Origin of the sequence: Bacillus sp. MD-5 (assembly GCF_002201875.1) — a bacterium.
In the GTDB taxonomy this organism is placed as follows: domain Bacteria; phylum Bacillota; class Bacilli; order Bacillales; family Bacillaceae; genus Bacillus; species Bacillus stercoris.
Genome location: NZ_CP021911.1, coordinates 3,419,575 through 3,444,550, shown reverse-complemented (window position 1 = coordinate 3,444,550; position 24,976 = coordinate 3,419,575). Strand labels below are relative to the sequence as shown.

The window sequence follows — 24,976 nt, the reverse complement described above, 5'->3', positions numbered from 1 at the left end:
AGTTGCAAATAGGCTGTAGCTATTTAATAGCTACAGCCTATTTGTTCATCACACCTCAATCTTGTCCGCAACAATCATAAAAGTACTCATTCTTGAAGCATTTGAGATGGCTGCATCATCAGGTCTAATTTTTGTACTCCCTTTCATAAAACCTATTTCAAGTACATTTGATTTTTCTCCGCCGGCAAAATACCAGGACCCCATTCGGATATCCTTTTGTTTTAATCGGAAATCTCCTTCTATCGATTGATGCAGTAAACTAATATAGCGTTCATTTAATGTGACTTGCAAGTTTCCATCTGCATTGATAGTAATATTTCGGACTAAATTTGATGTGTAAGATGGTAAATAACCTGAAGTCGGAACCATCCATTTTTTGTTTTGAGCATTATATTCTAAAATGAAGGTTTGAATAAATGGTTGAAATCTTTCAGGAGGTGTATCTTGGTGCCCCACCGTTTTTAATAAAGGGGACCGAAGCATAGGCACATGATTCATAAAGTTTTCATAAGAATGATACGCATAAATTCTGCTTATACGATTTCCTTCTTTTCCACTTGTAATTCCTACCATTAATGATTTTGCCCCGGTTTCAGGATTGGTGTACATACAGATCCCTTCCGGTTCACGGAAGTTATTCTCATATCTAGTGGACAAGTCTTTGCCAACAGTAATTTCTTTTTGCAGCACTATTTTATTATCGGAATCAAATACAGTTATGAGATTCGGATAGCTTTTGCTGTTTGTATCTCCTGTATACCAATATAAATAACCGTCATCTAAAAAGAAACCTTGTAAATAATGAAGTTCGTCAGGAATGTTAATAGTATAAAGAGGATTGTTTTTATTTGCTATTGCATCGTCCAGATTAAAGATTGTCACCCACTGTTTATTATTATTATTTTTTGTATCGTATTGTCTAATTGCCAACTGTCTATTCTTCATATCAAGAGCAGGTGTAACCCTATGATCGAAAGGCATATTCGAGAATCGCTGAAGTTCTTTAGAATTTTCATCTAAAGTCGCGCCTGCTTTATATGGAAAACAAACTAATTCACTTTTATCTGTTTCGTTTGGTTTATCGTATAGTGACCAAATATAAATGGTGCCATTACGGTTTTCAATTCCTATATTTGTACCATGACCTCCATGTTTCAACAGCATGCTGTCTAATTGTAATCCTTCAAGAGATAGACGAGTTATGCGATAGCTTTGGGTATTGTCTTTTCCTAATCCGCTTGCGACTTGGGTTGTATAAATTTGGTGGTTTTTCTCATCAAAATTGAATGATTGAAGTACGGTTTTGTCTGCTACACGAAGTTCAGTAAATAATTTTGGTGTGATGTTGGTGAAATCAAACAGTTCTTTTTTTCTCATGAATTTACCACCTCTATAATTATTTGCTGCCATAAGCAACTAAATACATTAAACCAAACATACGTTCGCTAGTCAAGAGAAAAAAGAACACTTGTTCTGTGTTGAACAAGTGTCAGGATTTAGCTCATTAAATTTTCGACGAACAGCAATAAGTTTCCACTTGAGTTTCCTTTAGAATACTTATTCCATCTATCGGAAAAATTTTTTATTTTGGAATAATTAAATGGTGTTTGTATTTCATTTATTAATGTTTCCCTGTCACAGCAGGCCTTTCCAGGTATTAAGGAAAGATAATGATCAACCAATCCCCGCTTCTCTTGATAAAGTTTTAAATCATAAGTATAAAAAAGAATGGGTTTATTTAAAATCGAAAATTCAAATGGAATGGAAGAATAGTCAGTAATTAATATGTCTGCAGCCACGAGCAGATCAAACAAGGCATAATTAGAAACATCTTTAATATAATCACTAGAATATTTAATAGTTATATTGTTTTGAATGGCGGGATGCAACTTAACAAATAAAACATATTCTTCTTTTAACTGATGAATTAATTGTTTTTCTGTAAAGGGCAATTGAATTGATTGCATATCATAGTCCCTAAACGTCGGTGCATATAGGATTATCTTCTTTCTTTGTTTGTTTAGAGTAGCCGAATTATTCTTCTTGTTTTCTTTGTAATAAGGATCTGTTAAAGGCATACCTATTTTTAAAATTTGATGATCTTTTACACCGAAAGATTTCTTAAAGATATCTGCCATTTCTTCAGATCCAACAGTTAAATAATCATACGAATTATATACTTTTTTGAATCTTTTAATATCAGCTTTTGTCCGTTGCAGATTTGTAATGTCTTCTAAACCAAATTTTTTGAGTGAGCCATTTGCGTGCCATACCTGAATGCATTTTGTTTGCTTCCGCTTATTTAACACACTTGTTAATAGAAAGTAATTATCTGTTATAACTACTTTACTGTTAAACATTAGGTATACAGCTTTAATGAGATGGAAAGGGTTTTTTTCTTGTAATAAATACGCATCTACATTAGGGAAGCTCTCGGCAATAGACGAGGCCTGTTGGGTATACAGGATATTAAGTTTATATGAGTATTGTCCTTGTTCATATTCCTCCAGAATCGCTTTTGCGTTTGCTTGGAATGAGATCAGGAGGGTCACTTTGCCTTCGGGTTTCACCCATTGCAGAAAAAAGGCGATTGCCGATAAAAAATACAAGTAGCAATTCGCCAGTAATGATCTTATTTTCATTTTTATCAATCCATTTATAAAAAAGTTTTCGTTTTATATCTGTTTTGTATGATCTTTTTCAGGCTTTGGATAGAAAGTTTTTTTGTTTTTTTCTTCTTTTAAAACTGTTAAAGCATACTTAGGGATGCTTAGCATTCTTTTCCATCGCCATGGATTCAAGATTAAACGGTAGAACCATTCTAAATTTAAACGTATCATCCAGGAAGGAGCGCGTTTGACATTACCGCTAAATACATCAAAGCTTCCTCCTAGACCGATAGATACGGCTTTAGGGAACAAATGTCTGTAGTTATGAATGAATTTCTCTTGATGAGGATACCCTAAAGCTACGAATACCATGTCAGGATTTGCTTTGGCGATTTGTTTTGCCACTAGGGTGCGATCTTGAACATAACCGTCTGAATAACCTGCGATTTTAATGTTAGGGTATTCGGAAGAAATTTTGGATACAACACCTTTGATAACATCTTTCTTCGCACCGTACAGAAATATACGTTTTTTCTTTTTGTCAGCAATGCCAAGAAGCTCTTTAAAAACATCGTAACCTGCAATTCGGGACTGAAGCCTGTTGTTAGTCAAACGTGACATCATGACTACACCGATCCCATCAGGCAAGATGAAGTTTGAAGAAGATAGTACATCAAAGTAGTCCCGATCTTTACTAGCTGCAAATGCAATTTCAGGGTTGACTGTGGAAATGACAGCACCGATCTTTTGATCAATATAATGTTTCTCTAAGTAATTGATAAATGATGTTAAGTTACTGTTAACATAAGGAATATTGTGAATAGTCTCTGTTTGCATGTCTGGCTCCTCCTTCCTTTAAGATTCTATTTATATAGTTAAAAACCGAGAGTTTCTGAAAGCAAAATCAAGCTATCTTATATTTTAACACAAATCTTCAACAAAGGATTAACATTATCTTTACATTAAATTTAAATATGTTTCCAATTTTACAATTGAATGAACGAATGAACAACAGTCCTTGGTGCTAATGGGGTCTGAATGTAATTACATATTTTGGAATGTTTTTCTCCTTGTGAGTACTTAACCTTTTTTAGGCGGTATGCTATAATTAATGATCAGTGAAGACATACGAGAAATATGTCGATATAAGGAACACAAACAGGTTTTTTAGAATTTAATCGCTAACGTCAGTAGTGTTTTTAATAGTGTTTAACATTAGGAAGGAGAGTTTCTTTAAATGAAAAAAGTTATCACATATGGAACTTTTGATTTATTGCATTGGGGTCACATTAAATTGCTTGAGCGTGCAAAGCAGCTTGGTGATTATTTAGTTGTTGCTATTTCAACGGATGAATTCAATTTACAAAAGCAAAAAAAAGCTTATCACAGCTATGAGCACCGTAAATTAATTTTAGAAACCATTCGATATGTGGATGAAGTAATCCCTGAGAAAAACTGGGAACAAAAAAAGCAAGATATTATTGATCATAATATTGATGTTTTTGTTATGGGGGATGACTGGGAAGGTAAATTTGACTTTCTCAAGGATCAGTGTGAGGTTGTTTACCTCCCAAGAACTGAAGGCATCTCTACAACAAAGATCAAAGAGGAAATTGCTGGTTTATAATTTAGGATCCTGATATCATTGGTTCAATATCTAATTAAAGTACTTCTTATTGAAATAAGAAGTACTTTTTGATGCTTGCATTGGTTTTTGTGGCTAAAGTGTCCGGGTAGATATAAATTTCAATGATCATTTATTCTAGATGCCGAAAGGGAGTAATAAATTGTCATTACATGCGGTGAGTGAATCTAATATAAAAAAAATTCCTGACATGGATTATTATTTTATCTCTGGCGGACTGCCAAGTAATTATGGCGGTCTGACGAAATCATTATTATTGCGTTCTAAATTATTCGGAGAAGAGTGTAACCAAAGCACCTTTTTCTTAACGTTTCGTTTTGATTTAGAGTTGTCTTCAAAGATTGATGAATTGTACAGCAACGGTAAGATTGATGAAAAATTCACAAAAGTTATTAATCTATTCGATGATTTTTTAAGTAAAAGAACAAATGAGAAAAGATCATATGACGAAAGGATAGGCCTTGACCAGGTGAAAAAGCAAGCCGGCATGGGGAAGTTTGCGAAAGCCGTGTCAAGATTACTTGGTAAGAATAGTAATGAAATTTCTGTATCCTATTATGGAGATGGAGAGACTATCCGTTATGTCGACTATTGGAACGATAAAAACCAGCTTATAAAGAGAGAGGAATATACCAAGAACGGAAACTTAGTTCTCGTTACTCATTATGATGTGCAGCTAAACAAGATGTATCTGCAGGAATATATTAATGACAAAAATCAAGTATATTTAGACAAACTCTATGTATGGAACAATGAAGAAAAAGATGTTCAATTATCTCATATTATATGGTACTCCCTTGAAGGTGAGATAAAAGTAAAAGATGAATCGGAACTGCGTCAATATTGGATAGAATATCTGCAAAAAGAAAATGATAAACCTAAGTTGTTTTTAGTGGACAGCAGACCGCAAGACAAACATGTGTTTAAAGTGAAAAAATCACCTTCTTCCTATTATGGAGCAATTATTCATAACAAGCATTACGGCAACAATAAATATCAAATTAAAGGCCGCTATAAAGAAGTATTTAGCCAGATGTATAATTTAGACGCTATCTTTTTTATAACTGAGGAACAGCTAGAAGATTTTAAATTGATCTCAGGGGAACAAGAGACGTTTTTCTTTACTCCGCATACAATTGATAAGCCCCTTGATCCCGCTGTATTGAATGTGCCGAGTGAAAAATACAAAGCTGTAATTATTTCAAGACTTGCATCTATGAAGAATCTGATACATGCAGTAAAAGCATTTAGTCTAGTCGTGAAAGAAATTCCTGAAGCAAAACTAGATATATTTGGATCGGGTGAAGATTTCGAAAAAATAAAAAAAGAGATTGAAGATACTAAACTGCAGAATAATGTCTTTTTGAAAGGCTATACAGATAACCCTGACGCAGAGTTTCAAAAAGCTTGGCTAACCATTTCAACCTCTCACTTTGAAGGATTCGGTCTATCAAATATGGAGGCACTGAGCAATGGGTGTCCAGTTGTAACATACGATTATGATTATGGAGCAAGGAGTTTAGTGACTGACGGAGTAAATGGGTATGTCATTGAACAGTATAATATAGAGAAATTGGGTCAAGCTATTATTTCTTTGATGAAAGACGAAAGTACTCATCAGAAATTTTCAGAACAAGCCTTTAAAATGGCTGAAAAATATTCAAGACCCAACTATATTGAAAATTGGGCTTTCGCTCTTAATCAGATGATTGAAGTGCGTGTAGAGAGAGAGAAGTTCTCTAAAAAGGTTGGAAAAAAAGATCCTTCTATTAGTTCCTATACTGAGGATTTTGATAAAACTAAAATAGAAATTGACATTGAGAACTTTGATCATGATGATATTAAAAAAATAAGTTTAGTGGGCTTGGACAGAAAGAATAAGGCCGAAATTATTTCAACAAACTTACAAAATGATCAACTGTTTGCAATTGATCTGGAAAAAGATGTGGATATCGAAAAGATAGCGGCTAATAAAACCAAAGTCATTGATTTTTATATTCTTTTCAATGCAAATAACCATATTAAAACAATGCGAAGACTTTCGAGTGAAGAAACAGAGTTGTCAGGAAACAGTATAGACACGAATGGCTATAGAGTAGAGTCCTATACAACAGTAAAAGGCAATTTCTCTTGGAGGGTCACAGAAATAAAAGAGAGTTAATATTTTGGGTATGTCCTTAGTAGTTGATACTAATAAAAGGAAGCAAAAAGGAAAGAGCTTTTATACAGAGGAGCAGAAAAAAGTAATGATTGAAAACACTGTGATTAAATGTATTTTGAAAAGCTTGAAAAACAATTTAGGAAATCTTGAATTGTTGATCTCAATTGATTCAGAACACCAGTTTTTAGAAGATCACCAGTTATTTTTAAAGCTGAAAGAGAGACGTTCAGGAACAGAATCTGAATTTCCACTTCAAAACACTGGCTCATTGGAGTATAAAGCTGAGGTAAATGCTCATGTATTGCCTATGCCAGTTGAAATGGGACAAACATATGATTTTTATGTTGAATTTCGACAAAAACATGAAGATGCGGAGCAGGAACCACTCTTGAAGCGTCTTACTACTGAAGTAAAATCAATTGAGCGCGCCTTTCATGTCGATCAAACCACAGAACTTTTGATTTTACCTTATACAACTGATAAAGGCAACTTTTCTATTAAGGTGAAAAGAGAGGCCAAAATCATCAGATTTGATCAAATCGAGATTAGCTCTAAAGAAATAAGCATAACAGGTTATGCGGGCTACCTAAGTTCTGAAAATCAATACCGGATAAAAAACTTGAACCTTATTTTAAAAAAGGGTGGAGAAACACCGATTGAGGAAAAGTTTCCAATCAAGCTAGAAAGAAAAACACATGGGCTTGAAAATATGAGAGCAGACGGTTTTGTCCCGGAACTGTATGATTTTGAAGTGAAAGTGCCTTTGAAAGAAATTCCTTTCTCAAATGAAAAACGTTATGTTTATCGTCTTTTTATGGAATATATATGTATTGACGATGAAGGAACGGATATTCAGTTTAACAGCACTGCTCTTGTTCTAGGAAATCGAAAAAACAAATTAAAAGGACTAGTAAGTGTTATAAAAACAAACAACGCACCAGTTCGTTACGAGGTCTTTAAGAAAAAGAAAAAGCAGACTCTAGGTATCAGAGTAAACGACTACAGTCTTAAGACAAGGATTAAATACTTTGTTAAAGGAAAGAAGAAGAGATTAGTATCAAAAATAAAAAAAATCACGAAATTGAGAAACAAGATTATCACTAAAACATACAAATCACTATTCGTGATGGCTAGCAGAATGCCAGTTAAAAGGAAAACAGTCATTTTTGAAAGTTTTAATGGGAAACAATACAGTTGTAACCCGAGAGCGATTTACGAATATATGCGGGAAAACCACCCTGAATATAAAATGTATTGGAGTGTAAACAAACAATATTCAGCGCCATTTGACGAAAAGGGAATTCCTTATATTAATCGCCTCTCATTAAAATGGCTCTTCGCTATGGCAAGAGCTGAGTATTGGGTTGTTAACAGCAGGCTTCCATTATGGATTCCGAAACCTAGTCATACAACATATTTACAAACATGGCATGGCACACCTTTAAAAAGATTGGCAATGGATATGGAAGAAGTCCATATGCCTGGTACAAACACCAAAAAATATAAAAGGAATTTTATCAAGGAAGCTTCTAATTGGGATTATTTGATTTCGCCAAATGGTTATTCAACTGAGATCTTTACACGGGCATTCCAGTTTAACAAAACAATGATTGAATCTGGATACCCTAGAAATGATTTTCTTCATAATGATAATAATGAAGAAACAATATCATTGATAAAGAGTAGATTAAATATACCTCGTGATAAAAAGGTCATTTTATATGCTCCTACATGGAGAGATGATCAGTTCTATGCAAAAGGGCGTTATAAGTTCGATCTTGATTTAGATTTGCATCAACTTAGACAAGAGCTTGGAAATGAATATATCGTAATCTTAAGAATGCATTATCTGGTAGCTGAGAATTTTGATTTAGGTCCTTTTGAAGGATTTGCATATGATTTTTCTGCTTATGAGGATATTCGAGAATTGTATATGGTTTCTGATTTGCTGATTACTGATTATTCTTCTGTATTCTTTGATTTTGCAAATTTAAAACGGCCAATGCTTTTCTTTGTCCCTGATATCGAAACCTACCGGGATAAGTTGCGTGGCTTCTACTTTGATTTTGAAAAAGAAGCTCCTGGTCCATTGGTAAAAACTACTGAAGAAACGATTGAGGCTATTAAGCAAATCTCATCGCCTAATTATAAGCTTCCGGTTTCTTTTGATCCCTTTTATGAGAAATTCTGCTATTTAGAGTCAGGACGTTCATCAGAAAAGGTAGTTAATACTGTATTTAAAGCTGAATAATTTGCGTTATTTTGTAAAATGTATAGCTGTCGATATTTCGGCAGCTTTTTAGATACTTGTTGAGAAGTGAAAAAAAATGCAGGATCTGTTACAATAGTCAGCGGTGCTTTCAAATTTTCAAACGAAAGATTCCCAAAAACAATTAAGTCTAAGGAAGATAAAAAATGAATGATTTGTTGCGAATACTCAGAGAGCAAATAACGTCATTTCCTTTAATTTTAAGATTGGCGGCTTATGAAACCAAGTCTAAATATCAAATGAATTATTTAGGTGTCTTATGGCAGTTCTTAAATCCGCTTATCCAAATGCTGGCCTACTGGTTCGTTTTTGGTATGGGGATTAGAAAGGGCGGTCCTGTGGCAACCGGAGCGGGCGAAGTGCCTTTTATTATTTGGATGCTGGCGGGATTAATCCCATGGTTTTTCATCAGTCCAACTATACTTGATGGCTCAAACAGTGTATTTAAGCGCATTAATATGGTGGCTAAAATGAACTTTCCGATTAGTTCTCTACCATCCGTGGCCATTGCGTCTAACTTATTTAGTTATATGATTATGATGGGGATTTATATCATTGTACTACTAGTTAATGGTGTTTTCCCGAGTGTGCATTGGTTACAATATATTTATTACTTCATCTGTATGATTGCTTTTATGTTTTCTTTTAGTTTGTTTAACTCAACGATCAGTGTGCTGATTAGGGATTATCAATTTTTGCTGCAGGCCGTAACAAGGCTTTTGTTTTTCTTGTTGCCAATTTTTTGGGATGTTAATGCGAAACTCGGCCATAGCCACCCCGAATTAGTGCCTGTTCTGAAGTTGAATCCACTATTCTATATTATTGAAGGATTCCGGAACAGCTTCTTAGACGGGGCGTGGTTTTTCCATGACATGAAGTACACGCTGTACTTTTGGTTGGTCACATTCCTTTTATTGTTAGTGGGTTCTATCCTGCATATGAAATTCAGAGACAAGTTTGTTGACTTTCTTTAATACGTAAGGAGATTGTACGATGAAACTAAAAGTTTCGTTTCGAAATGTTTCAAAGCAATATCATTTGTATAAAAAACAATCGGACAAGATTAAAGGGTTGTTTTTTCCGGCTAAGGATAATGGTTTTTTTGCTGTGCGGAATGTCTCCTTTGACGTGTATGAGGGAGAGACAATCGGTTTTGTAGGGATAAATGGATCAGGGAAATCGACCATGTCTAACCTGCTGGCTAAAATTATTCCGCCGACCAGCGGTGAAATTGAAATGAACGGCCAGCCGTCGCTGATTGCGATTGCTGCCGGTTTAAATAACCAATTAACAGGCCGGGACAATGTCCGGCTCAAGTGTTTGATGATGGGGTTAACCAATAAAGAAATTGATGATATGTATGACAGCATCGTTGAATTTGCTGAGATTGGCGATTTTATTAATCAGCCGGTTAAAAACTATTCGAGCGGGATGAAGTCGCGTCTCGGTTTCGCGATTTCCGTGCATATTGACCCTGACATCTTAATTATTGACGAAGCGCTCTCCGTAGGGGACCAAACGTTTTATCAGAAGTGCGTAGACAGAATAAATGAGTTTAAAAAGCAAGGAAAAACCATATTCTTTGTCAGCCACTCGATCGGCCAGATTGAAAAGATGTGTGACCGCGTCGCTTGGATGCACTACGGCGAGCTTCGTATGTTTGATGAAACAAAAACGGTTGTGAAAGAGTACAAAGCGTTTATTGACTGGTTTAATAAGCTCTCGAAAAAAGAAAAAGAGACATATAAAAAAGAGCAAACGGAAGAGCGGAAGAAAGAAGATCCTGAAGCGTTTGCCCGTTTCCGCCAAAAGAAGAAAAAGCCAAAATCATTGGCTAATGCGGTTCAAATTGCTATTTTGTCTATCCTGACTGTATTCATGGCGGGAACGATGTTTTTTAATGCCCCGCTTCGCACAATTGCTTCGTTTGGCGCTATCCCGCAAAATGAAGTGAAGAACCATCATGGCGATGCAAAGGGCAAATCAGAAGAACGCTTAACTGCAGTCAATAAGCAAGGGTTTATAGCAAATAAAAAAGCGCCTGCTTATAAGGATCAGGATTTGAAACAGAAGGCTGACGTTACACTGCCATTCGGTACAGAGGTGACGGTAGCTGCAAAAGGCAAACAAGCAGCGAAAATAAAGTTTAACGGACAGTCTTATTTTGTGAAAAAGAGCGCTGTTGCAACTAATATGAAACATGCTAAATTGCATGCCGCTGCCTTTACGCCTTATGTCTCGCAAAACGCTGCTTCTTCCTATGAATACTTTCTGAAATTCCTGGGAGACAGCAGAACCAGCATTCAATCGAAATTGAATGGATATACTGAAGGAGATACAACTGACGGCAGAAAAACGTTAGATTTTGATTATGAAAAAATCAGCTATGTGCTGGAGAATGATAAAGCATCAGAACTGATTTTTCATAACATTTCACCTATCAACCCGTCGTCACTATCCTTAAGTGATAGCGATGTATTGTATGACAGCAGCAAGAATCGTTTTCTTGTGAACACAGCTGATCAGGTTTTTGCAGTCGATAATGAAGAGCATACGCTGACACTGATGTCGAAATAAGAAAAGGCTATTGGATGAATGTCCAATAGCCTTTTTGTTTAGATTTCTTCTTTGTTTAGTAAACCTTCCATAACTGGAACGAGCTGCTCGCGAAGCACTTTATCCTGCATCGCAAACTCAAGAGTGGTTGTGATAAGGCCGAGCTTTTACCAACATCATAACGCTTGCCTTCAAAATCTAAGCAAACACTCTTTGAATTTCATTCAGTTTTCGGATGGCGTCTGTGAGCTGAATTTCACCGTCGGCGCCAACCTGCTGCTCCTCTAAGTACATGAAGATCTCAGGTGTGAATGCATAACGGCCTAAGATGGCAAGATTAGAAGGTGCGGTGCCTTTAGGCGGCTTCTCCACGAAGTTTTTCACCTGATAACGGCGGCCTTCACTTGTCAACGGGGCGATAATGCCGTAGCGGTGAGTTTCTTCTTCAGGCACTTGCTGAACACCGATAATAGAAGAAAGTGTTTTTTTCATATTCATCCATTAATTGGCGCAACCCTGGTGTTTCTGCCTGAACAATATCGTCTCCAAGCAGAACCGCAAACGGCTCATCGCCGATAAAGTTGCGCGCGACCAGACAGCGTGTCCGAGACCTTTAGGTTCTTTTTGGCGGATATAGTGAATGTCAGCCAGGTTAGAAGCTTTTTTCACTTTCTCTTTCATCTATATGTCTATAAAAACAAGTGTCATTCGTATAGTTTGATTAAAGTCTCTTAGCTTGAAAACATTTTACTCTATCTTACCGCAAAAATCTTTTTGGAACTTTTAACATTCGCATTACAATTCCTTCATGTTTTGACGATGTATTAATATGAGAAGGGCGTACAAAATAAATGGTGTTGCAGAAAGAAAACGTTTCACTTAAAAACGTGACAAAAGTATCGATTTTTCCGAAAAAGAAAACTTGTTATAAAGGGTATAGATAAGATATCGAAACTGTAAAAAATATACAACAATTCGACGATGATAACCAAAAAATGCTGGTGATTAACATTTTTAAAGAGTCTTAACTTTTATAGGAACTTATGCTATTATTGTTCATTATTAATGGTACGTAAATAATATGTCGAAATGATAAACAACCTGTTAAAGTTTTTGGTTTTTTTCTGGTACTCTCAGTTGGAAGGTGATGTTATCTCATGAAGAAAGTGATAACGTACGGAACATTTGATTTATTTCACTACGGACATATGAAGCTGCTGGAAAGGTTACCTTTCAAGAACAAAAGCCATTTCAACTACTCAAATCAAAAAAGACATGGCTAGTTTATAGACGCACTAACTAAAAGAGGCTTGAATCATTCAGTTGCTTCTTTTTTTCTTGTTTGCTGAGATAAGTATTTAATTCTTTGATATTTAAGGAGTCTAAAATAAAATCAAAGATTTTAATGAAATATAGAAGACTATTGGTCAGTGTATACTCAATTATTTTTAGAATAATTGGGCTTTTGCCCAGAAACGAAAGATTACTTATCTTCGAAAGCTATTCAGGCAAACAATTCAGCTGTAATCCAAGAGCAATTTTCGAGTATCTTGAGGAAAATAAGAATAAATATGAATATGGATATTTTGGAGTGTAGATAAAAGAGACAAAGATTTATTTGATGATTCAGATGAGAAATATTTGAAAAAATCTCTCTCAAATGGCTGTTGTATTTGGCTACATCAAAATATTGGATAACAAACAGTCGCTTGACGCTATAGGTCCCAAAACCGAGAAACACTACATATGTGCAGACTGGGCACGGAACTCCCCTAAATGCAAATGACATGGATAAAGTACATATGCCCGGCATGAAGACTGAACAATATAAAAGAAACTTTCTTATAGAAGTCAGTAAATGCGATTATCTCATTTCCCTTAATGCTTACTCTACGAAAATTTTCAAAAATGCGTTTCAGTTTAAAAAGATGTTTATTGAATAGGGCTATCCAAGGAACCATTTTTTATATAAAAAAAATAGCAATGAAGGAATGCTGAAAATAAAAAGAGATAACTCATTTTATGTTAAAGGTAAATATAAATTTAATATGGTGTTGGATTTAGAAAGTCTTAAAGACCAATTAAGTAATGAATATATTGTTATTTTAAGGGTCCACTATCTTGTATCTGAAAATATTAACTTAACTGAATACATGGGTTTTGCTTATGATTTTTCTGATCATAATGATATTAGAGAATTATACTTAATATCAGATATATTAATAACAGACTATTCTTCAGTATTTGCTTATTATGTCGGTTTAAAAAGGCGTTATGTTCCCGATATTAAATTTTATAGAGATAAACTAAGAGATTTTTATTATGATTTTGAAAAGTGTGCTCCGGGACCTCTTTTTAAAACAACATAAAAAGTAAATTGAAGCCATACATAAAACAAGAGACTATAAACAGGATGAAAACATTACTTCATTTTATGATCAATTGTTAGTTGGAAAAGATGATTCATTCAAAAAAAGTTGGAAGAACTACTCGGATAAAAACTTATTATTTTAAAGGAGCACTTGAGATGTTGTTTTCAATTGTAATGCCTGTTTATAATTCGGGATTATATATAAGAGAGGCCATTGACAGTATTATTGATCAGACAATTAATTTTGAAAAAAACATAGAAATAATATTGATTGAAAATAATAGCATAGATAATTCAAAAAACATATGTGAACAATACGCAACTGCATATCCGAATAATATTAAAATTATTTATCAAGATGAACCGAATGTCAGTATGGCAAGAAATAATGGATTAAAAGTTTGTGATAATAGTAAATATATAGGGTTTATAGATTCTGATGACAAAGTCTCACTAAATGCTATTGCTGAGGTATTAAAGTTTTTTGAAAAGCATACCGATATTAATTTAGCGGTACTGCCGCTATTTTTCTTCGATAATAAAAATGGAGAACACTCACTTAATTATAGATTTAAAAGTGGTGAAAGCATTGTAAACATAACTGATAATTACACTGCTATTCATTATCACATAGGTGGAACATTTTTTCGAAAAAAAGCAATAGAACGTCTTGGTCTTGCTTTTAATGAAAAAATGGATTTTTGGGAAGATGTTTTATTTATTAATACGTTTTTAATTAAAGAACAAAAATATGGCCTTATTCCTGCCGCTAAATATTTCTATAGAAAAAGAAAAAGTGAGGATTCTCTAGTAGACACTTCGTGGTCTAAAAAAAACAGGTATACTTTTTTACTTATAAATGGATATGGTGAAATGGTTAAAAGATCATTAGAAGAGTACAGCGAAGTTATACCTTATGTTCAATGTTTAATTCTTAATCATTTAAAATTATTTATATTTCAAAAAAACAATAACATGGTTTATGAAGTGCTAAATAAGATAGAACAGAGTGAGTTTTTTAAGGAATTATTTCACGTTTTGAAATATATAGATGAGAATTTAATTGTAAAACAAAACATGAAAACATATTTAAAAGAGTATCTCATTTCATTTAAACGATGGGGTTATCCTGTCAACAGACTTATTCAATTAGGGAAACTAGAAAACGAAAAAATCGTTATTACTTCATGGAAAGTCAATAAATTTTCAATTGAGCTAATGGTAAGTTTGAGTAATGAAGAGTCTGTGATTAACGATAAAAATAGTGTTTATATCTCTTATGGAAGAAAATTGAGAAAAGCAAAATTAATAAACAAGCAAGAACATAAGAACATAGTTATTTGGGGAACCACAGTTAGGGATAGAAAATATTCTTCATATCAATTAAAACTTCCGATAGGAGTTACTTTTTTTAGGTTTATTGTTGAAAAAGACAACAATTTAATTGATCTTCAAAAAGTTAATGTTTTAACTAGAATATTTCAAAAGTTGATTAGAATCTAATACCCTTGAGTAAAAAGAAATAAATTAAAGGAGAATGAAAACTTGGAACAAAAGAATTTTTTCTTTTCTATTATAATGGCAATTTACAATGTTGAAGAATTTTTAGATGAAGCAATAACAAGCATAATTGATCAAGCACTTGATTTTGAGCATCATATACAGTTGATTTTAGTCAACGATGGAAGTGTTGATGCATCAGGGGAAATTTGCTTAAAGTATAAAGAAGCGTATCCAGACAATATAGTCTTTATCGATAAGGAGAATGGCGGAGCAAGTAGTGCGCGTAATGAGGGTTTAAAATATGCCAAAGGTAAATATATTAATTTCTTAGATCCTGATGATACATTGTCCCCTTCAACCCTTTTAAAAGTATATGATTTTTTTGAAAAGAATTATTCTAAAGTCGATGTAGTTTCTATTCCAATGATGATGTTTGGTAAAACAAGTGGTCCACACTTATTAAATTATAAATTTGATAAAACTAGGCTAGTTCATATCTTGAAAGAACATACAGGAATTCAATTATCAGCACCAAGTTCATTCGTGAAAAAAGAAGCTGTTAAAAATCACTTTTTTAATGAAGATATGGCCTACGCTGAAGATAGTGAATGGCTGACTAAAATTATAATGAAGCGCCAAGTATACGGTATTGTGTCAGAAGGACAATATAATTATCGACGAAGAGAAGATGCGTCATCTGCAACTCAAACAGGTAAAAATGATAAAAAATGGTATGTAGATTATTTGAAGAATTTCTCTCGAGAATTAATTAATTATAGTATTACAATATTAGGATACGTTCCAAGATACATTCAGTATATGATTGCCTATGACTTGCAGTGGAGAATAAATATAGAAGACAGAACTGATGTTTTGACGGATAAGGAAGTTGAAGAGTTTTTTGACTTGCTAGAAAGAATACTTGCATTTATAGATGACGACATAATCTTTGAACAAAAATCTCTAAACTTGCACAGAAAATATTTTTTAATCAAATTGAAATATCGAAATAAAAAAAACGTATTTAAAAAGATCTTTTTGAATCGTAATGTGAATTTATATTTTAAAGAGAAATTAATTAATTCTATGAGATATGAAGCTATAACAATGGAGCTATTAAGCATTGAAAAGGGGATTTTAACCCTTGAAGGTAATTTTGGTTCATTATTTGATGCCGCAGAATTAGAAGTGAAAGCATGTGTCAATGACAAGATATATCATGCCGAAAAAATTGATAGAACAGTACACAACTTATATTGCTTAAATAAGCCAGTTAAAGAGTACCTGGGCTTTAAGGTTGATATCCCAGTTGGTGAGCTTGCAAGTAACTCGAATATTGAAATGATGATTTCATCAAATGGAAAACTAATAAAAGTAAAAATTAACTTTGGACGATTATTCCCGCTGGATAAACATATAGTTGATTTCTATACCAAAAATGGTATAGGGATTTATTTCGATCATAAACTTAATAATTTAGTAGTTCTAAAAGATAAAAATCAGATTATTAGAGCAAAAGAAAAGCGGGCTCAAAGACGTTTTAAGACCTTTAATAAAATAGGTGCTGAGAAAGCATCAAATGTAAGAAAGATTATGGAACACCTCTATAAAATAAAGAAAAATAAAAGAGTATGGCTTTTTATGGATAGAATCAACAAGGCAGATGATAATGCTGAAGCATTATTTGAATATGCAATGCAGCAGAATGACGGCATCAAAAAATATTTTATTATCAGTAAAGATAGTCCAGATTATAACAGGCTGAAAAAAATAGGACCAGTTGTTGCATACGGGTCACCTAAGCACAAATTTTTACATTTACTTGCCGATGAAATTATCTCTTCACATGCAGATGATTATGTAGTCAACCCGTTTGTGAATATGAGGAAATATTATAAGGACTTATTTAAATTTAACTTTGTTTTTCTTCAACATGGAATTACGAAAGATGATATTTCGGGATGGCTTAATAAGTATAAGAAAAATATTAGACTATTTATCACAGCCGCTCAACCTGAGTATGAGTCTATAATTAATGGTCATTATAATTATTCAAAAAGAGAAGTAATTCTAACTGGATTTCCTAGATTTGACAAGCTTGTTAATCATAATCATAAAAAGATATTAATTATGCCAACATGGAGAAATCATTTAGTAGGAAAAATAAATCCGCAAACAGGGAAAAGAGATTACTCACCACTCTTTAAAAACTCAGTTTATTTTAATGAACTTAATAATTTAATAAATGATGCTAAACTTATTAATGAGGCTAATGAAAAAGGATACGAGATCGTATTCTTCCCGCATCCAAATATTGTTCAGCAGTTGAAAGATTTCAACAAAAATAGTTCAGTGAGGATTGCGGACATTAATGAAAGTTATCGAGATCATTTCAATAATAGTGCGATTTTAGTTACAGATTATTCATCCGTTGCATTTGACTTTGCTTATCTTAAAAAACCTGTTTTTTACTTCCAATACGAAAAAAATCACTTGGAAAAAGGGTATTTTGATTACAATTCAATGGGGTTTGGAGAAGTAATTGCTGATAAAGATGCTTTAGTCGATAAGCTGATAAATTGTATGGAAAACGATTGTATAATGGATGCCAAATATATTGATAGAGTAAATCGATTTTATAAGTATACGGATAAAGAAAACTGTAAACGTGTTTATCAACAAATTATTAGTCTAGGAACTAATATTAAAGAGGGAATAAAGAAATGAAAAAAGTAGCGGTTTACGGTAGTTGTGTTACACGGGATAATTTTAACTCTCAATTTAATGCTGATTATAAAAATTTTTTTGATTGTGTATTGACCCAAAACCAATCGTCCATTATTTCAACAATGAGTAAACCTAACTACATTGTTATTGATAATGAGAACATGTCTAATCATGAAAAAAACACTTTAAAGACGGATTTTGAGAATAGCTTTCTAACCGAGATTAAATCTGTTCAGCCAGATATTTTGATTTTGGACTTTTTCGCAGATGTGCATTTTGGCTACGTAGAAATTTCAGATAACCAGTTTGTTACAAATAACAGATGGACTCTCCCTAAAACGAATTATTATAAACTTACAATTCAAAATAAAAAACAAAGTTTTAATATAGAAGATCATTTTGAAAATTATTTTGCACTATGGAAACAGAAATTTAATCTGTTCTATAACTACGTCAGATTAAATTGCCCTAAAACCAAAATTATCTTAAATAGTGCAAGAAACGTTCATCACTTTTTTGATAAAGAAGATCAGAAAAAATTGCTTATAAATGGAGGGAACATCAAAGTAATTGATGTTGATTATTATAATAAGATTTGGAATAAATTTGACGCATATGTATTAGATAGCTTCAATGATATCGAGGCGATAGATTTATTTAAAAATAAAAGCTATAATTCTTTTGAAAACCATCCATGGGGCAAATTTTATGTGCATTATACAATGGATTATTACACTGATTTTTTTGACCAGTTTAAAAAAATAAGTCTATAGAGTTAACTCTTCGACGGAGGGTTAAACGTGAAAATTGAGATAATGAACATTTCTGCAAATCATAAAAATGATGGATGGATATATTTGGACATGCCGACCGAATAGAGGAATTTGAGGGCCTGGCTCTTAAATTAAAAGGGATTAATATGGTAGCCAAAATGAACTTTCGCTCAGTTCACTGCCTTCTGTTGTAATTGCTTCAAATTAATTTAATTATTTTGTAATGCTGGTTGTTTAGTCATTGTTCTTTTAGCAAGTGGTGTTTACTTAGCTTGCATTGAATACAACATATTTACTATTTAATCTGCATGTTTGTATTTATTTTTTCATTCATTTAGTTTGTTTAACTCTACAATCAGTGTACTTGTCAGATATTATTAATTTTTGCGGCGGGCCGCTGATCAGGTTTTTGCAGTTGATAATGAAAAACATACACTGACTTTGATACCTAAATAAAAAAAGGCTATTGGATGAATGTCCAATAGCCTTTTTGTTTAGATTTCTTCTTTGTTTAGTAAACCTTCCATAAATGGAACGAGCTGCTCGCGAAGCTCTTTATCCTGCATCGCAAATTCTAGAGTTGTTGTGATAAAGCCGAGCTTTTCACCAACATCATAACGCTTGCCTTCAAAATCGTAAGCAAACACTCTTTGAATTTCATTCAGCTTCTGAATAGCGTCTGTGAGCTGAATTTCTCCGCCGGCGCCAACCTGCTGCTCCTCTAAGTACATGAAGATCTCAGGCGTGAATACGTAACGACCTAAGATGGCAAGGTTAGAAGGTGCTGTGCCTTTAGGCGGCTTCTCAACGAAGTTTTTCACCTGATAACGGCGGCCTTCACTTGTCAGCGGGTCGATAATGCCGTAACGGTGTGTTTCTTCTTCAGGCACCTGCTGAACACCGATAATAGAAGAAAGTGTTTTTTCATATTCATCCATTAATTGGCGCAACCCTGGTGTTTCTGCTTGAACAATATCGTCTCCAAGCAGAACCGCAAACGGCTCATCGCCGATAAAGTTGCGCGCGCACCAGACAGCGTGTCCGAGTCCTTTAGGTTCTTTTTGGCGGATATAGTGAATGTCAGCCAGATTAGAAGCCTTTTTCACTTTTTCAAGCAGTTCGGTTTTTCCTTTTTCTTCCAGGTTTCTTTCGAGCTCAGGGGAGTAATCAAAATGATCCTCGATTGCACGCTTGCTTTTTCCTGTTACGATAATAATATCTTCAATACCGGCTTCAACAGCTTCTTCAATTATGTATTGAATGGTAGGTTTGTCAACGATAGGAAGCATTTCTTTCGGCATTGCTTTCGTAGCCGGGAGAAAACGTGTTCCTAAGCCTGCTGCTGGAATTATGGCTTTACGTACTTTTTTCATTTAAAAGGCACCTTCCTTATGATCGAAAAAATTTATGGTTAAACTATTCTCTATTTACCCTTTTCATTATGTTTTTACACATTTTTATGATATAGGATAAACCATTTTTAAACAAGCTTTATCCTTAATATTAAAAACTCATATCATTTTATTTGAATCAAGGATGAAATGATTTAAAATACTACATTTTCATGTAGAATATGTAGTATGAATTTATTTACTATAGCAGAAAATCAGGTGACAAATATGAAAAAACTAAAAGTTATGACCGTTTTCGGGACCAGGCCTGAAGCGATCAAGATGGCACCTCTAGTGCTTGAATTGAAAAAATATCCTGAAATAGATTCATACGTAACGGTCACTGCACAGCACAGACAAATGCTCGATCAGGTGTTAGATGCGTTTCACATCAAGCCTGACTTCGATTTGAACATTATGAAGGAGCGGCAGACACTGGCAGAGATTACGTCTAACGCACTTGTGAAATTGGATGAGCTGTTTAAAGACATCAAACCCGATATTGTGCTTGTCCATGGTGATACGACGACGACGTTTGCCGGAAGCCTAGCCGCTTTTTATCATCAAATTGCTGTCGGCCATGTCGAGGCAGGGCTCCGTACAGGGAATAAGTATTCCCCATTTCCGGAAGAGCTCAATCGCCAGATGACAGGAGCGATTGCTGATTTGCATTTTGCCCCGACAGGCCAGGCGAAAGACAATTTATTAAAAGAAAATAAAAAAGCCGATTCTATTTTTGTAACGGGAAACACAGCGATTGACGCACTTCGCACAACGGTTAGGGACGGCTATTCACATCCTGTCCTCGATCAGGTGGGCGATGATAAGATGATTCTGCTGACCGCGCACCGCCGGGAAAATTTGGGTGAGCCAATGGAAAACATGTTCAAGGCCATCCGCAGAATTGTTGAGGAGTTTAACGATGTACAGGTCGTTTACCCTGTGCACCTGAATCCTGTTGTCCGGGAAGCGGCGCAGAAGCATTTTGGCGATTCGGACAGAGTGCATCTGATTGAACCGTTAGAAGTGATTGATTTCCATAACTTTGCGGCAAAATCGCATTTTATTCTGACAGATTCGGGCGGTGTGCAGGAGGAAGCTCCATCTCTCGGAAAGCCGGTGCTTGTGCTGCGTGATACGACGGAACGGCCTGAAGGAGTGGAGGCGGGAACACTGAAACTTGCAGGGACGGATGAAGAAAACATTTATCAGCTGACAAAACAGCTGTTAACTGATCATGATGAGTACAAGAAAATGTCCCACGCTTCTAATCCGTATGGAGATGGAGAGGCTTCCCGCCGGATTGTGGAAGAATTACTGTTTCATTACGGGTATAGGAAAGAGCATCCGGATTCATTTACAGGCAAATAAAAAAAGAAGCTTTGCACATTGTGCGAAGCTTCTTTTTTGTTTTACTTTTCGAGGCTTTCCTTCAGCTCTTTTGTGATATCGGAAAGGGCGCTTTCATCAGCTTGGTAGTAGTAAATTCCATTGATTTTCGTGCCTGTGCCTTTCAGTTCGTGCTGTTTAATCTTTTTACGCGCGCCTTTGTAATCGGATTGGATATCCCACATGTCATCGAAGGTCAAGTTCGTTTTCACATTATTTTCAACGACTTTAAACATATCTCCGAATTTCGTGATGGATGAAATATTTGCGCCTTTATTAATGATTCCTTCTATGACTTGTCGCTGTCGGTCCTGGCGCCCGAAATCGCCTCTCGGATCCTCTTTTCTCATCCGGGTATAAGCGAGCGCTTCTTTTCCGTTCAGCGTGATTTCTCCTTTGCCGAACGAATAACCGTCATAGCTGAACGCGAATGTGCTGTTTACTGTGACGCCGCCAAGTGTATCAACAACGTCTCTAAAGCTTTCCATGTTCACTTTTACAAAATAATCAACTGGAACATCGAGGAAGTTCTCAACCGTGTCAACCGTCATCTGCGTGCCGCCGAAAGCATATGAATGGTTGATTTTATCCATTGTGCCTTTTCCGATAATTTTTGTATACGTGTCACGAGGAATGCTGACCATATCGGTTGTATTCGTTTTTGGGTTAACGGTCATATAAATGAGCGTATCGGCACGGCCTTTATCGCCGTCGCGTTCATCCACACCCATGATTAAGACGGAAAAAGGATCCTTTTTATTGATACTGACCTCTTTATCCCTCTTTTTCGATTTATCAATGCTTTCATGAATACTTGCCACGGTTGATGCTGCTTTATGCCATAAGTAGTATGCATAGCCGCCAGTTCCGAGTACAAGAAGTCCGATAATCGTTAAAATTGTCAGTAATAAAGTTTTTTTCTTCTTTCTGCGTTCGTTCCTCATCCTTAGCACCTCGTCTGTTAAATTATTTTCATTATGAGTTAAATTTCCAACAAATACAACTCTATTTAATACAAGAATGAAATCCTAAAATAGTCGTTTTTTATAAAAAAAAGTTTCACTGTTTCTTAATTTTTCTTTAAAATATAAAATAGGTTGACGATAAAATATAATGAGGTGAAAAAAATGAAAAAATTTATTGCTTTACTGTTCTTTATATTGCTTCTCTCGGGTTGTGGGGTTAATAGTCAAAAGAGTCAAGGTGAAGATGTATCGCCAGACAGTAACATTGAAACAAAAGAAGGTACTTATGTAGGGTTAGCTGATACTCATACAATAGAAGTAACAGTAGATAATGAAGCGGTTAGTCTTGATATCACTGAAGAATCGACAAGTGATCTTGATAAGTTTAACAATGGAGATAAGGTCACGATTACATATGAGAAAAGTAATGAGGGTCAGCTTCTGTTAAAAGATATTGAACGTGCCAACTAAGATATAGGGAGGAACCTGAAATTTTGAAATCTTGCAAACAATTGATAGTGTGTTCACTTGCTGCAATCTTATTATTGATTCCATCAATTACTTTTGCAGCAGACTCAAACATCTCAGTTAAGTTGTCAAATTATATTGGAAATAAATCAAGCATCAGTCTATCGCCTACAGGATTTTATAAAGTAACTGGAGATAATGTTGCTGTTACAAATCGCTTTGCAGGCGCTTCACGCTATGAAACTGCAACTCTTGCATCCAGCAGTCAGTGGAAAAATCCTAATACAGTGATATTGGTAAACCGAGATATTTTTATTGATGCATTGCCTGTTATTCCGTTGGCAAAAAAGCTGGATGCGCCAGTTTTATTTACTCAGCCTGATACGTTAACAAAGACTACTGAAAGACAAATTGCTAAGTATAGCCCTGATAATATTTTAATCATTGGGGGAGCGCGAAGCATTTCAAAAGATGTAGAAAACAAGCTGAAATCATATGGCGCTGTAAAAAGAATAAGCGGAAAAAATAGATATGTATTATCAGAAAACATTGCAAAGCAAATGGGCAGCTATGATAAAGCGATCGTTGTAACCGGAAGAGTTTTTCAAGACGCTTTAGCCATTGCTCCATATGCAGCAGCACACGGATATCCTATTTTGCTTACAGATAAAGACAAGCTTCCGGATTATGATTTGCCAAAACAAGTCATCATTATAGGCAGTTCATTTAGCGTCAGTGATAGTGTAGAAAACCAAATTAAAAAAACTTCAACTGTGCAAAGGATTCCTGGATCGACCAGATATGAACTCACGGCAAATATAATTAAACAACTAAAGTTGAAGGCTGATAAAGTCGTAATGACGAACGGGACAAAATATGCAGACGTATTGGTAGGCGCAACGCTTGCCTCGAAGAAAAACAGCCAAATTTTATATATTAAACAAGATAGCGTTCCGGCTGCGGCTAAAAGTATAACGAAAGATAAAGCCACATATGCATACGACTTTATTGGAAGTACCAGTTCAATTTCTGCTGAAGTTGAGAATTCACTTGCTGATGAATTTTATTTAGCTAACGGTAACACCTATAATTTAAAAATCAGCAGCGGAAAATTAAATCTTGCAAACATCAAAACTTACGGAAACTCTCTAAGAATTAAACCAGAAAACTATTCTACTTCAAACAGGATTAGTCTTGATGGAAAGCAGTATCTTGGCACGGTTAATTTCTCAATTGAATCTACTAAATATATCCGACCGGTAAATGAAAATATTCCATTTGAGGATTACTTAAAAGGAGTGATTCCGAATGAAATGCCTGCTAGCTGGTCACTTGAGGCTCTTAAAGCACAAACTGTTGCTGCAAGAACGTACTCAATAACAAAAACAGGAGCTACTGTACCTGATACAACCGCTTTTCAAGTTTATGGAGGATACAGTTGGAATTCAAATACCAATAAAGCGGTTGAGCAAACGAAAGGGAAAGTTCTGAAATATAATGGATCACTTATAACTGCAGCTTATTCTTCCAGTAATGGAGGTTACACAGAAGCTAGTAATGAAGTATGGTCGTCAAGCGTACCTTACTTGATTGCAAAAAAAGATACAAAGGATCCTCAAATTGGCTGGACGCTTACCTTAGCAAAACAACAGCTAGATACGAATTCTCTGGACTTAACGAAGCCTTCTTCTTGGTGGTCTTCAGCAACTGAAACTGATTCTGCAAGACTTTCTGGAGTTAAGAACTGGATCTTGAAAAATAAAGAAACAAGCGCTGATTCTGTCAAAATTGCAAGTATTGAAGATTTGAGCTTTAGCGGTACGACGCAGGGGCAGCGCGCTAAAACAGCATCAATGAAAGTGAAGTATTTTGTTAAAAGCAGTACTGGCTCCTATAACTTGAGCAAAATTACAACCATAAGTGTACCAACGAGTGAGTTAAGAACAATGATTGGAGCGACTGTATTTAAAAGTACTTATGTGGCTGTAAAAAAAGATACTTCAAAGTACACAATAAGCGGTAAAGGATATGGTCACGGGATCGGAATGAGTCAATATGGAGCAAAAGCAAGAGCAGAAGCTGGAGATTCATATAGTTCAATTTTGAAATTTTACTATCCAGGTACAACTCTGACAACTTATTAATTATT

Annotated in this window: 17 protein-coding genes and 4 pseudogenes; 15 read left to right on the top strand and 6 right to left on the bottom strand. The window is 34.8% G+C overall.

Annotated elements, in window-relative coordinates; translation table 11 throughout:
• Positions 1-48 precede the first annotated feature (48 nt).
• The 3 genes from CDO84_RS17400 to tagA all read right to left on the bottom strand — a co-directional run bounded on the left by CDO84_RS17400 (position 49) and on the right by tagA (position 3,446).
• Positions 49-1,377 (bottom strand): phage baseplate protein, encoded by a 1,329-nt coding sequence (locus tag CDO84_RS17400; RefSeq protein ID WP_040081632.1) that lies wholly within the window; start codon positions 1,375-1,377, stop codon positions 49-51.
• 119 nt (positions 1,378-1,496) lie between these two features.
• Positions 1,497-2,642, bottom strand: coding sequence for a CDP-glycerol--glycerophosphate glycerophosphotransferase (locus tag CDO84_RS17395; protein WP_040081633.1), 1,146 nt, complete (start codon positions 2,640-2,642; stop codon positions 1,497-1,499).
• Positions 2,643-2,675: 33 nt separating this feature from the next.
• Positions 2,676-3,446, bottom strand: coding sequence for an N-acetylglucosaminyldiphosphoundecaprenol N-acetyl-beta-D- mannosaminyltransferase (gene tagA / locus CDO84_RS17390; protein ID WP_040081634.1), 771 nt, complete (start codon positions 3,444-3,446; stop codon positions 2,676-2,678).
• A gap of 400 nt (positions 3,447-3,846) precedes the next feature.
• Between tagA and tagD the strand changes: the two genes are divergently transcribed.
• The 5 genes from tagD (at position 3,847) to tagH (ending at position 11,261) form a co-directional block, all read left to right on the top strand.
• A complete protein-coding gene (tagD, locus tag CDO84_RS17385) occupies positions 3,847-4,236 on the top strand; it encodes a glycerol-3-phosphate cytidylyltransferase (RefSeq protein WP_003227921.1) in 390 nt (129 codons plus the stop codon).
• Positions 4,237-4,396: 160 nt separating this feature from the next.
• The gene (tagE, locus tag CDO84_RS17380) at positions 4,397-6,415 is read left to right on the top strand and encodes a poly(glycerol-phosphate) alpha-glucosyltransferase (RefSeq protein ID WP_040081636.1); all 2,019 of its coding nucleotides are present in this window, start codon (positions 4,397-4,399) and stop codon (positions 6,413-6,415) included.
• 10 nt (positions 6,416-6,425) lie between these two features.
• Positions 6,426-8,666 carry a teichoic acid poly(glycerol phosphate) polymerase gene (gene tagF / locus CDO84_RS17375; protein WP_040081637.1) on the top strand — a complete coding sequence of 747 codons (2,241 nt, stop codon included), beginning with the start codon at positions 6,426-6,428 and terminating at the stop codon, positions 8,664-8,666.
• A 164-nt stretch (positions 8,667-8,830) separates the two neighbouring features.
• Positions 8,831-9,658 carry a teichoic acids export ABC transporter permease subunit TagG gene (gene tagG / locus CDO84_RS17370; protein WP_040081639.1) on the top strand — a complete coding sequence of 276 codons (828 nt, stop codon included), beginning with the start codon at positions 8,831-8,833 and terminating at the stop codon, positions 9,656-9,658.
• A gap of 19 nt (positions 9,659-9,677) precedes the next feature.
• Entirely contained in the window at positions 9,678-11,261 is a 1,584-nt protein-coding gene (gene tagH, locus CDO84_RS17365) for a teichoic acids export ABC transporter ATP-binding subunit TagH (RefSeq protein ID WP_040081640.1), read from the top strand.
• A 38-nt stretch (positions 11,262-11,299) separates the two neighbouring features.
• On the opposite strand, the pseudogene CDO84_RS17360 reads toward tagH, so the two are convergent.
• Positions 11,300-11,915: pseudogene (locus CDO84_RS17360) on the bottom strand (UTP--glucose-1-phosphate uridylyltransferase); the annotation flags it as partial.
• A gap of 482 nt (positions 11,916-12,397) precedes the next feature.
• Between CDO84_RS17360 and CDO84_RS17355 the strand changes: the two are divergent.
• The 7 genes and pseudogenes from CDO84_RS17355 to CDO84_RS21870 form a co-directional block, all read left to right on the top strand.
• Positions 12,398-12,466 (top strand): annotated as a pseudogene (locus CDO84_RS17355) (adenylyltransferase/cytidyltransferase family protein); the annotation flags it as partial.
• A gap of 179 nt (positions 12,467-12,645) precedes the next feature.
• Positions 12,646-12,837 carry a CDP-glycerol glycerophosphotransferase family protein gene (locus CDO84_RS21855; RefSeq protein ID WP_225510048.1) on the top strand — a complete coding sequence of 64 codons (192 nt, stop codon included), beginning with the start codon at positions 12,646-12,648 and terminating at the stop codon, positions 12,835-12,837.
• A gap of 151 nt (positions 12,838-12,988) precedes the next feature.
• A pseudogene (locus tag CDO84_RS21850) lies at positions 12,989-13,609 on the top strand (CDP-glycerol glycerophosphotransferase family protein).
• Between the two features lie 158 nt (positions 13,610-13,767).
• Positions 13,768-15,114 (top strand): glycosyltransferase family 2 protein, encoded by a 1,347-nt coding sequence (locus tag CDO84_RS17345; protein WP_040081642.1) that lies wholly within the window; start codon positions 13,768-13,770, stop codon positions 15,112-15,114.
• 42 nt (positions 15,115-15,156) lie between these two features.
• The gene (locus tag CDO84_RS17340; RefSeq protein ID WP_040081643.1) at positions 15,157-17,841 is read left to right on the top strand and encodes a bifunctional glycosyltransferase/CDP-glycerol:glycerophosphate glycerophosphotransferase; all 2,685 of its coding nucleotides are present in this window, start codon (positions 15,157-15,159) and stop codon (positions 17,839-17,841) included.
• Positions 17,838-18,614, top strand: coding sequence for a DUF6270 domain-containing protein (locus CDO84_RS17335; protein WP_040081644.1), 777 nt, complete (start codon positions 17,838-17,840; stop codon positions 18,612-18,614). The genes CDO84_RS17340 and CDO84_RS17335 overlap by 4 nt, the downstream gene beginning before the upstream one ends.
• 134 nt (positions 18,615-18,748) lie before the next feature.
• Positions 18,749-18,992: pseudogene (locus tag CDO84_RS21870) on the top strand (Teichoic acid translocation permease TagG); the annotation flags it as partial.
• Positions 18,993-19,108: 116 nt separating this feature from the next.
• Here CDO84_RS21870 and galU read toward each other — a convergent pair.
• Positions 19,109-19,987 carry a UTP--glucose-1-phosphate uridylyltransferase GalU gene (gene galU, locus CDO84_RS17330; RefSeq protein WP_040081646.1) on the bottom strand — a complete coding sequence of 293 codons (879 nt, stop codon included), beginning with the start codon at positions 19,985-19,987 and terminating at the stop codon, positions 19,109-19,111.
• Positions 19,988-20,233: 246 nt separating this feature from the next.
• Here galU and wecB point away from each other — a divergent pair, with 246 nt between their 5' ends.
• Positions 20,234-21,376, top strand: coding sequence for a non-hydrolyzing UDP-N-acetylglucosamine 2-epimerase (gene wecB / locus CDO84_RS17325; RefSeq protein ID WP_040081647.1), 1,143 nt, complete (start codon positions 20,234-20,236; stop codon positions 21,374-21,376).
• 41 nt (positions 21,377-21,417) lie between these two features.
• On the opposite strand, the gene tagU is transcribed toward wecB, so the two are convergent.
• Positions 21,418-22,338 (bottom strand): polyisoprenyl-teichoic acid--peptidoglycan teichoic acid transferase TagU, encoded by a 921-nt coding sequence (gene tagU / locus CDO84_RS17320; RefSeq protein ID WP_040081649.1) that lies wholly within the window; start codon positions 22,336-22,338, stop codon positions 21,418-21,420.
• Between the two features lie 183 nt (positions 22,339-22,521).
• On the opposite strand from tagU, the gene lytA reads away from it, so the two are divergent.
• Together lytA and CDO84_RS17310 are read left to right on the top strand one after the other, a co-directional pair.
• Positions 22,522-22,830 (top strand): membrane-bound protein LytA, encoded by a 309-nt coding sequence (gene lytA / locus CDO84_RS17315; protein WP_040081650.1) that lies wholly within the window; start codon positions 22,522-22,524, stop codon positions 22,828-22,830.
• Positions 22,831-22,853: 23 nt separating this feature from the next.
• Positions 22,854-24,971 carry a SpoIID/LytB domain-containing protein gene (locus CDO84_RS17310; RefSeq protein WP_040081651.1) on the top strand — a complete coding sequence of 706 codons (2,118 nt, stop codon included), beginning with the start codon at positions 22,854-22,856 and terminating at the stop codon, positions 24,969-24,971.
• Positions 24,972-24,976 lie beyond the last annotated feature (5 nt).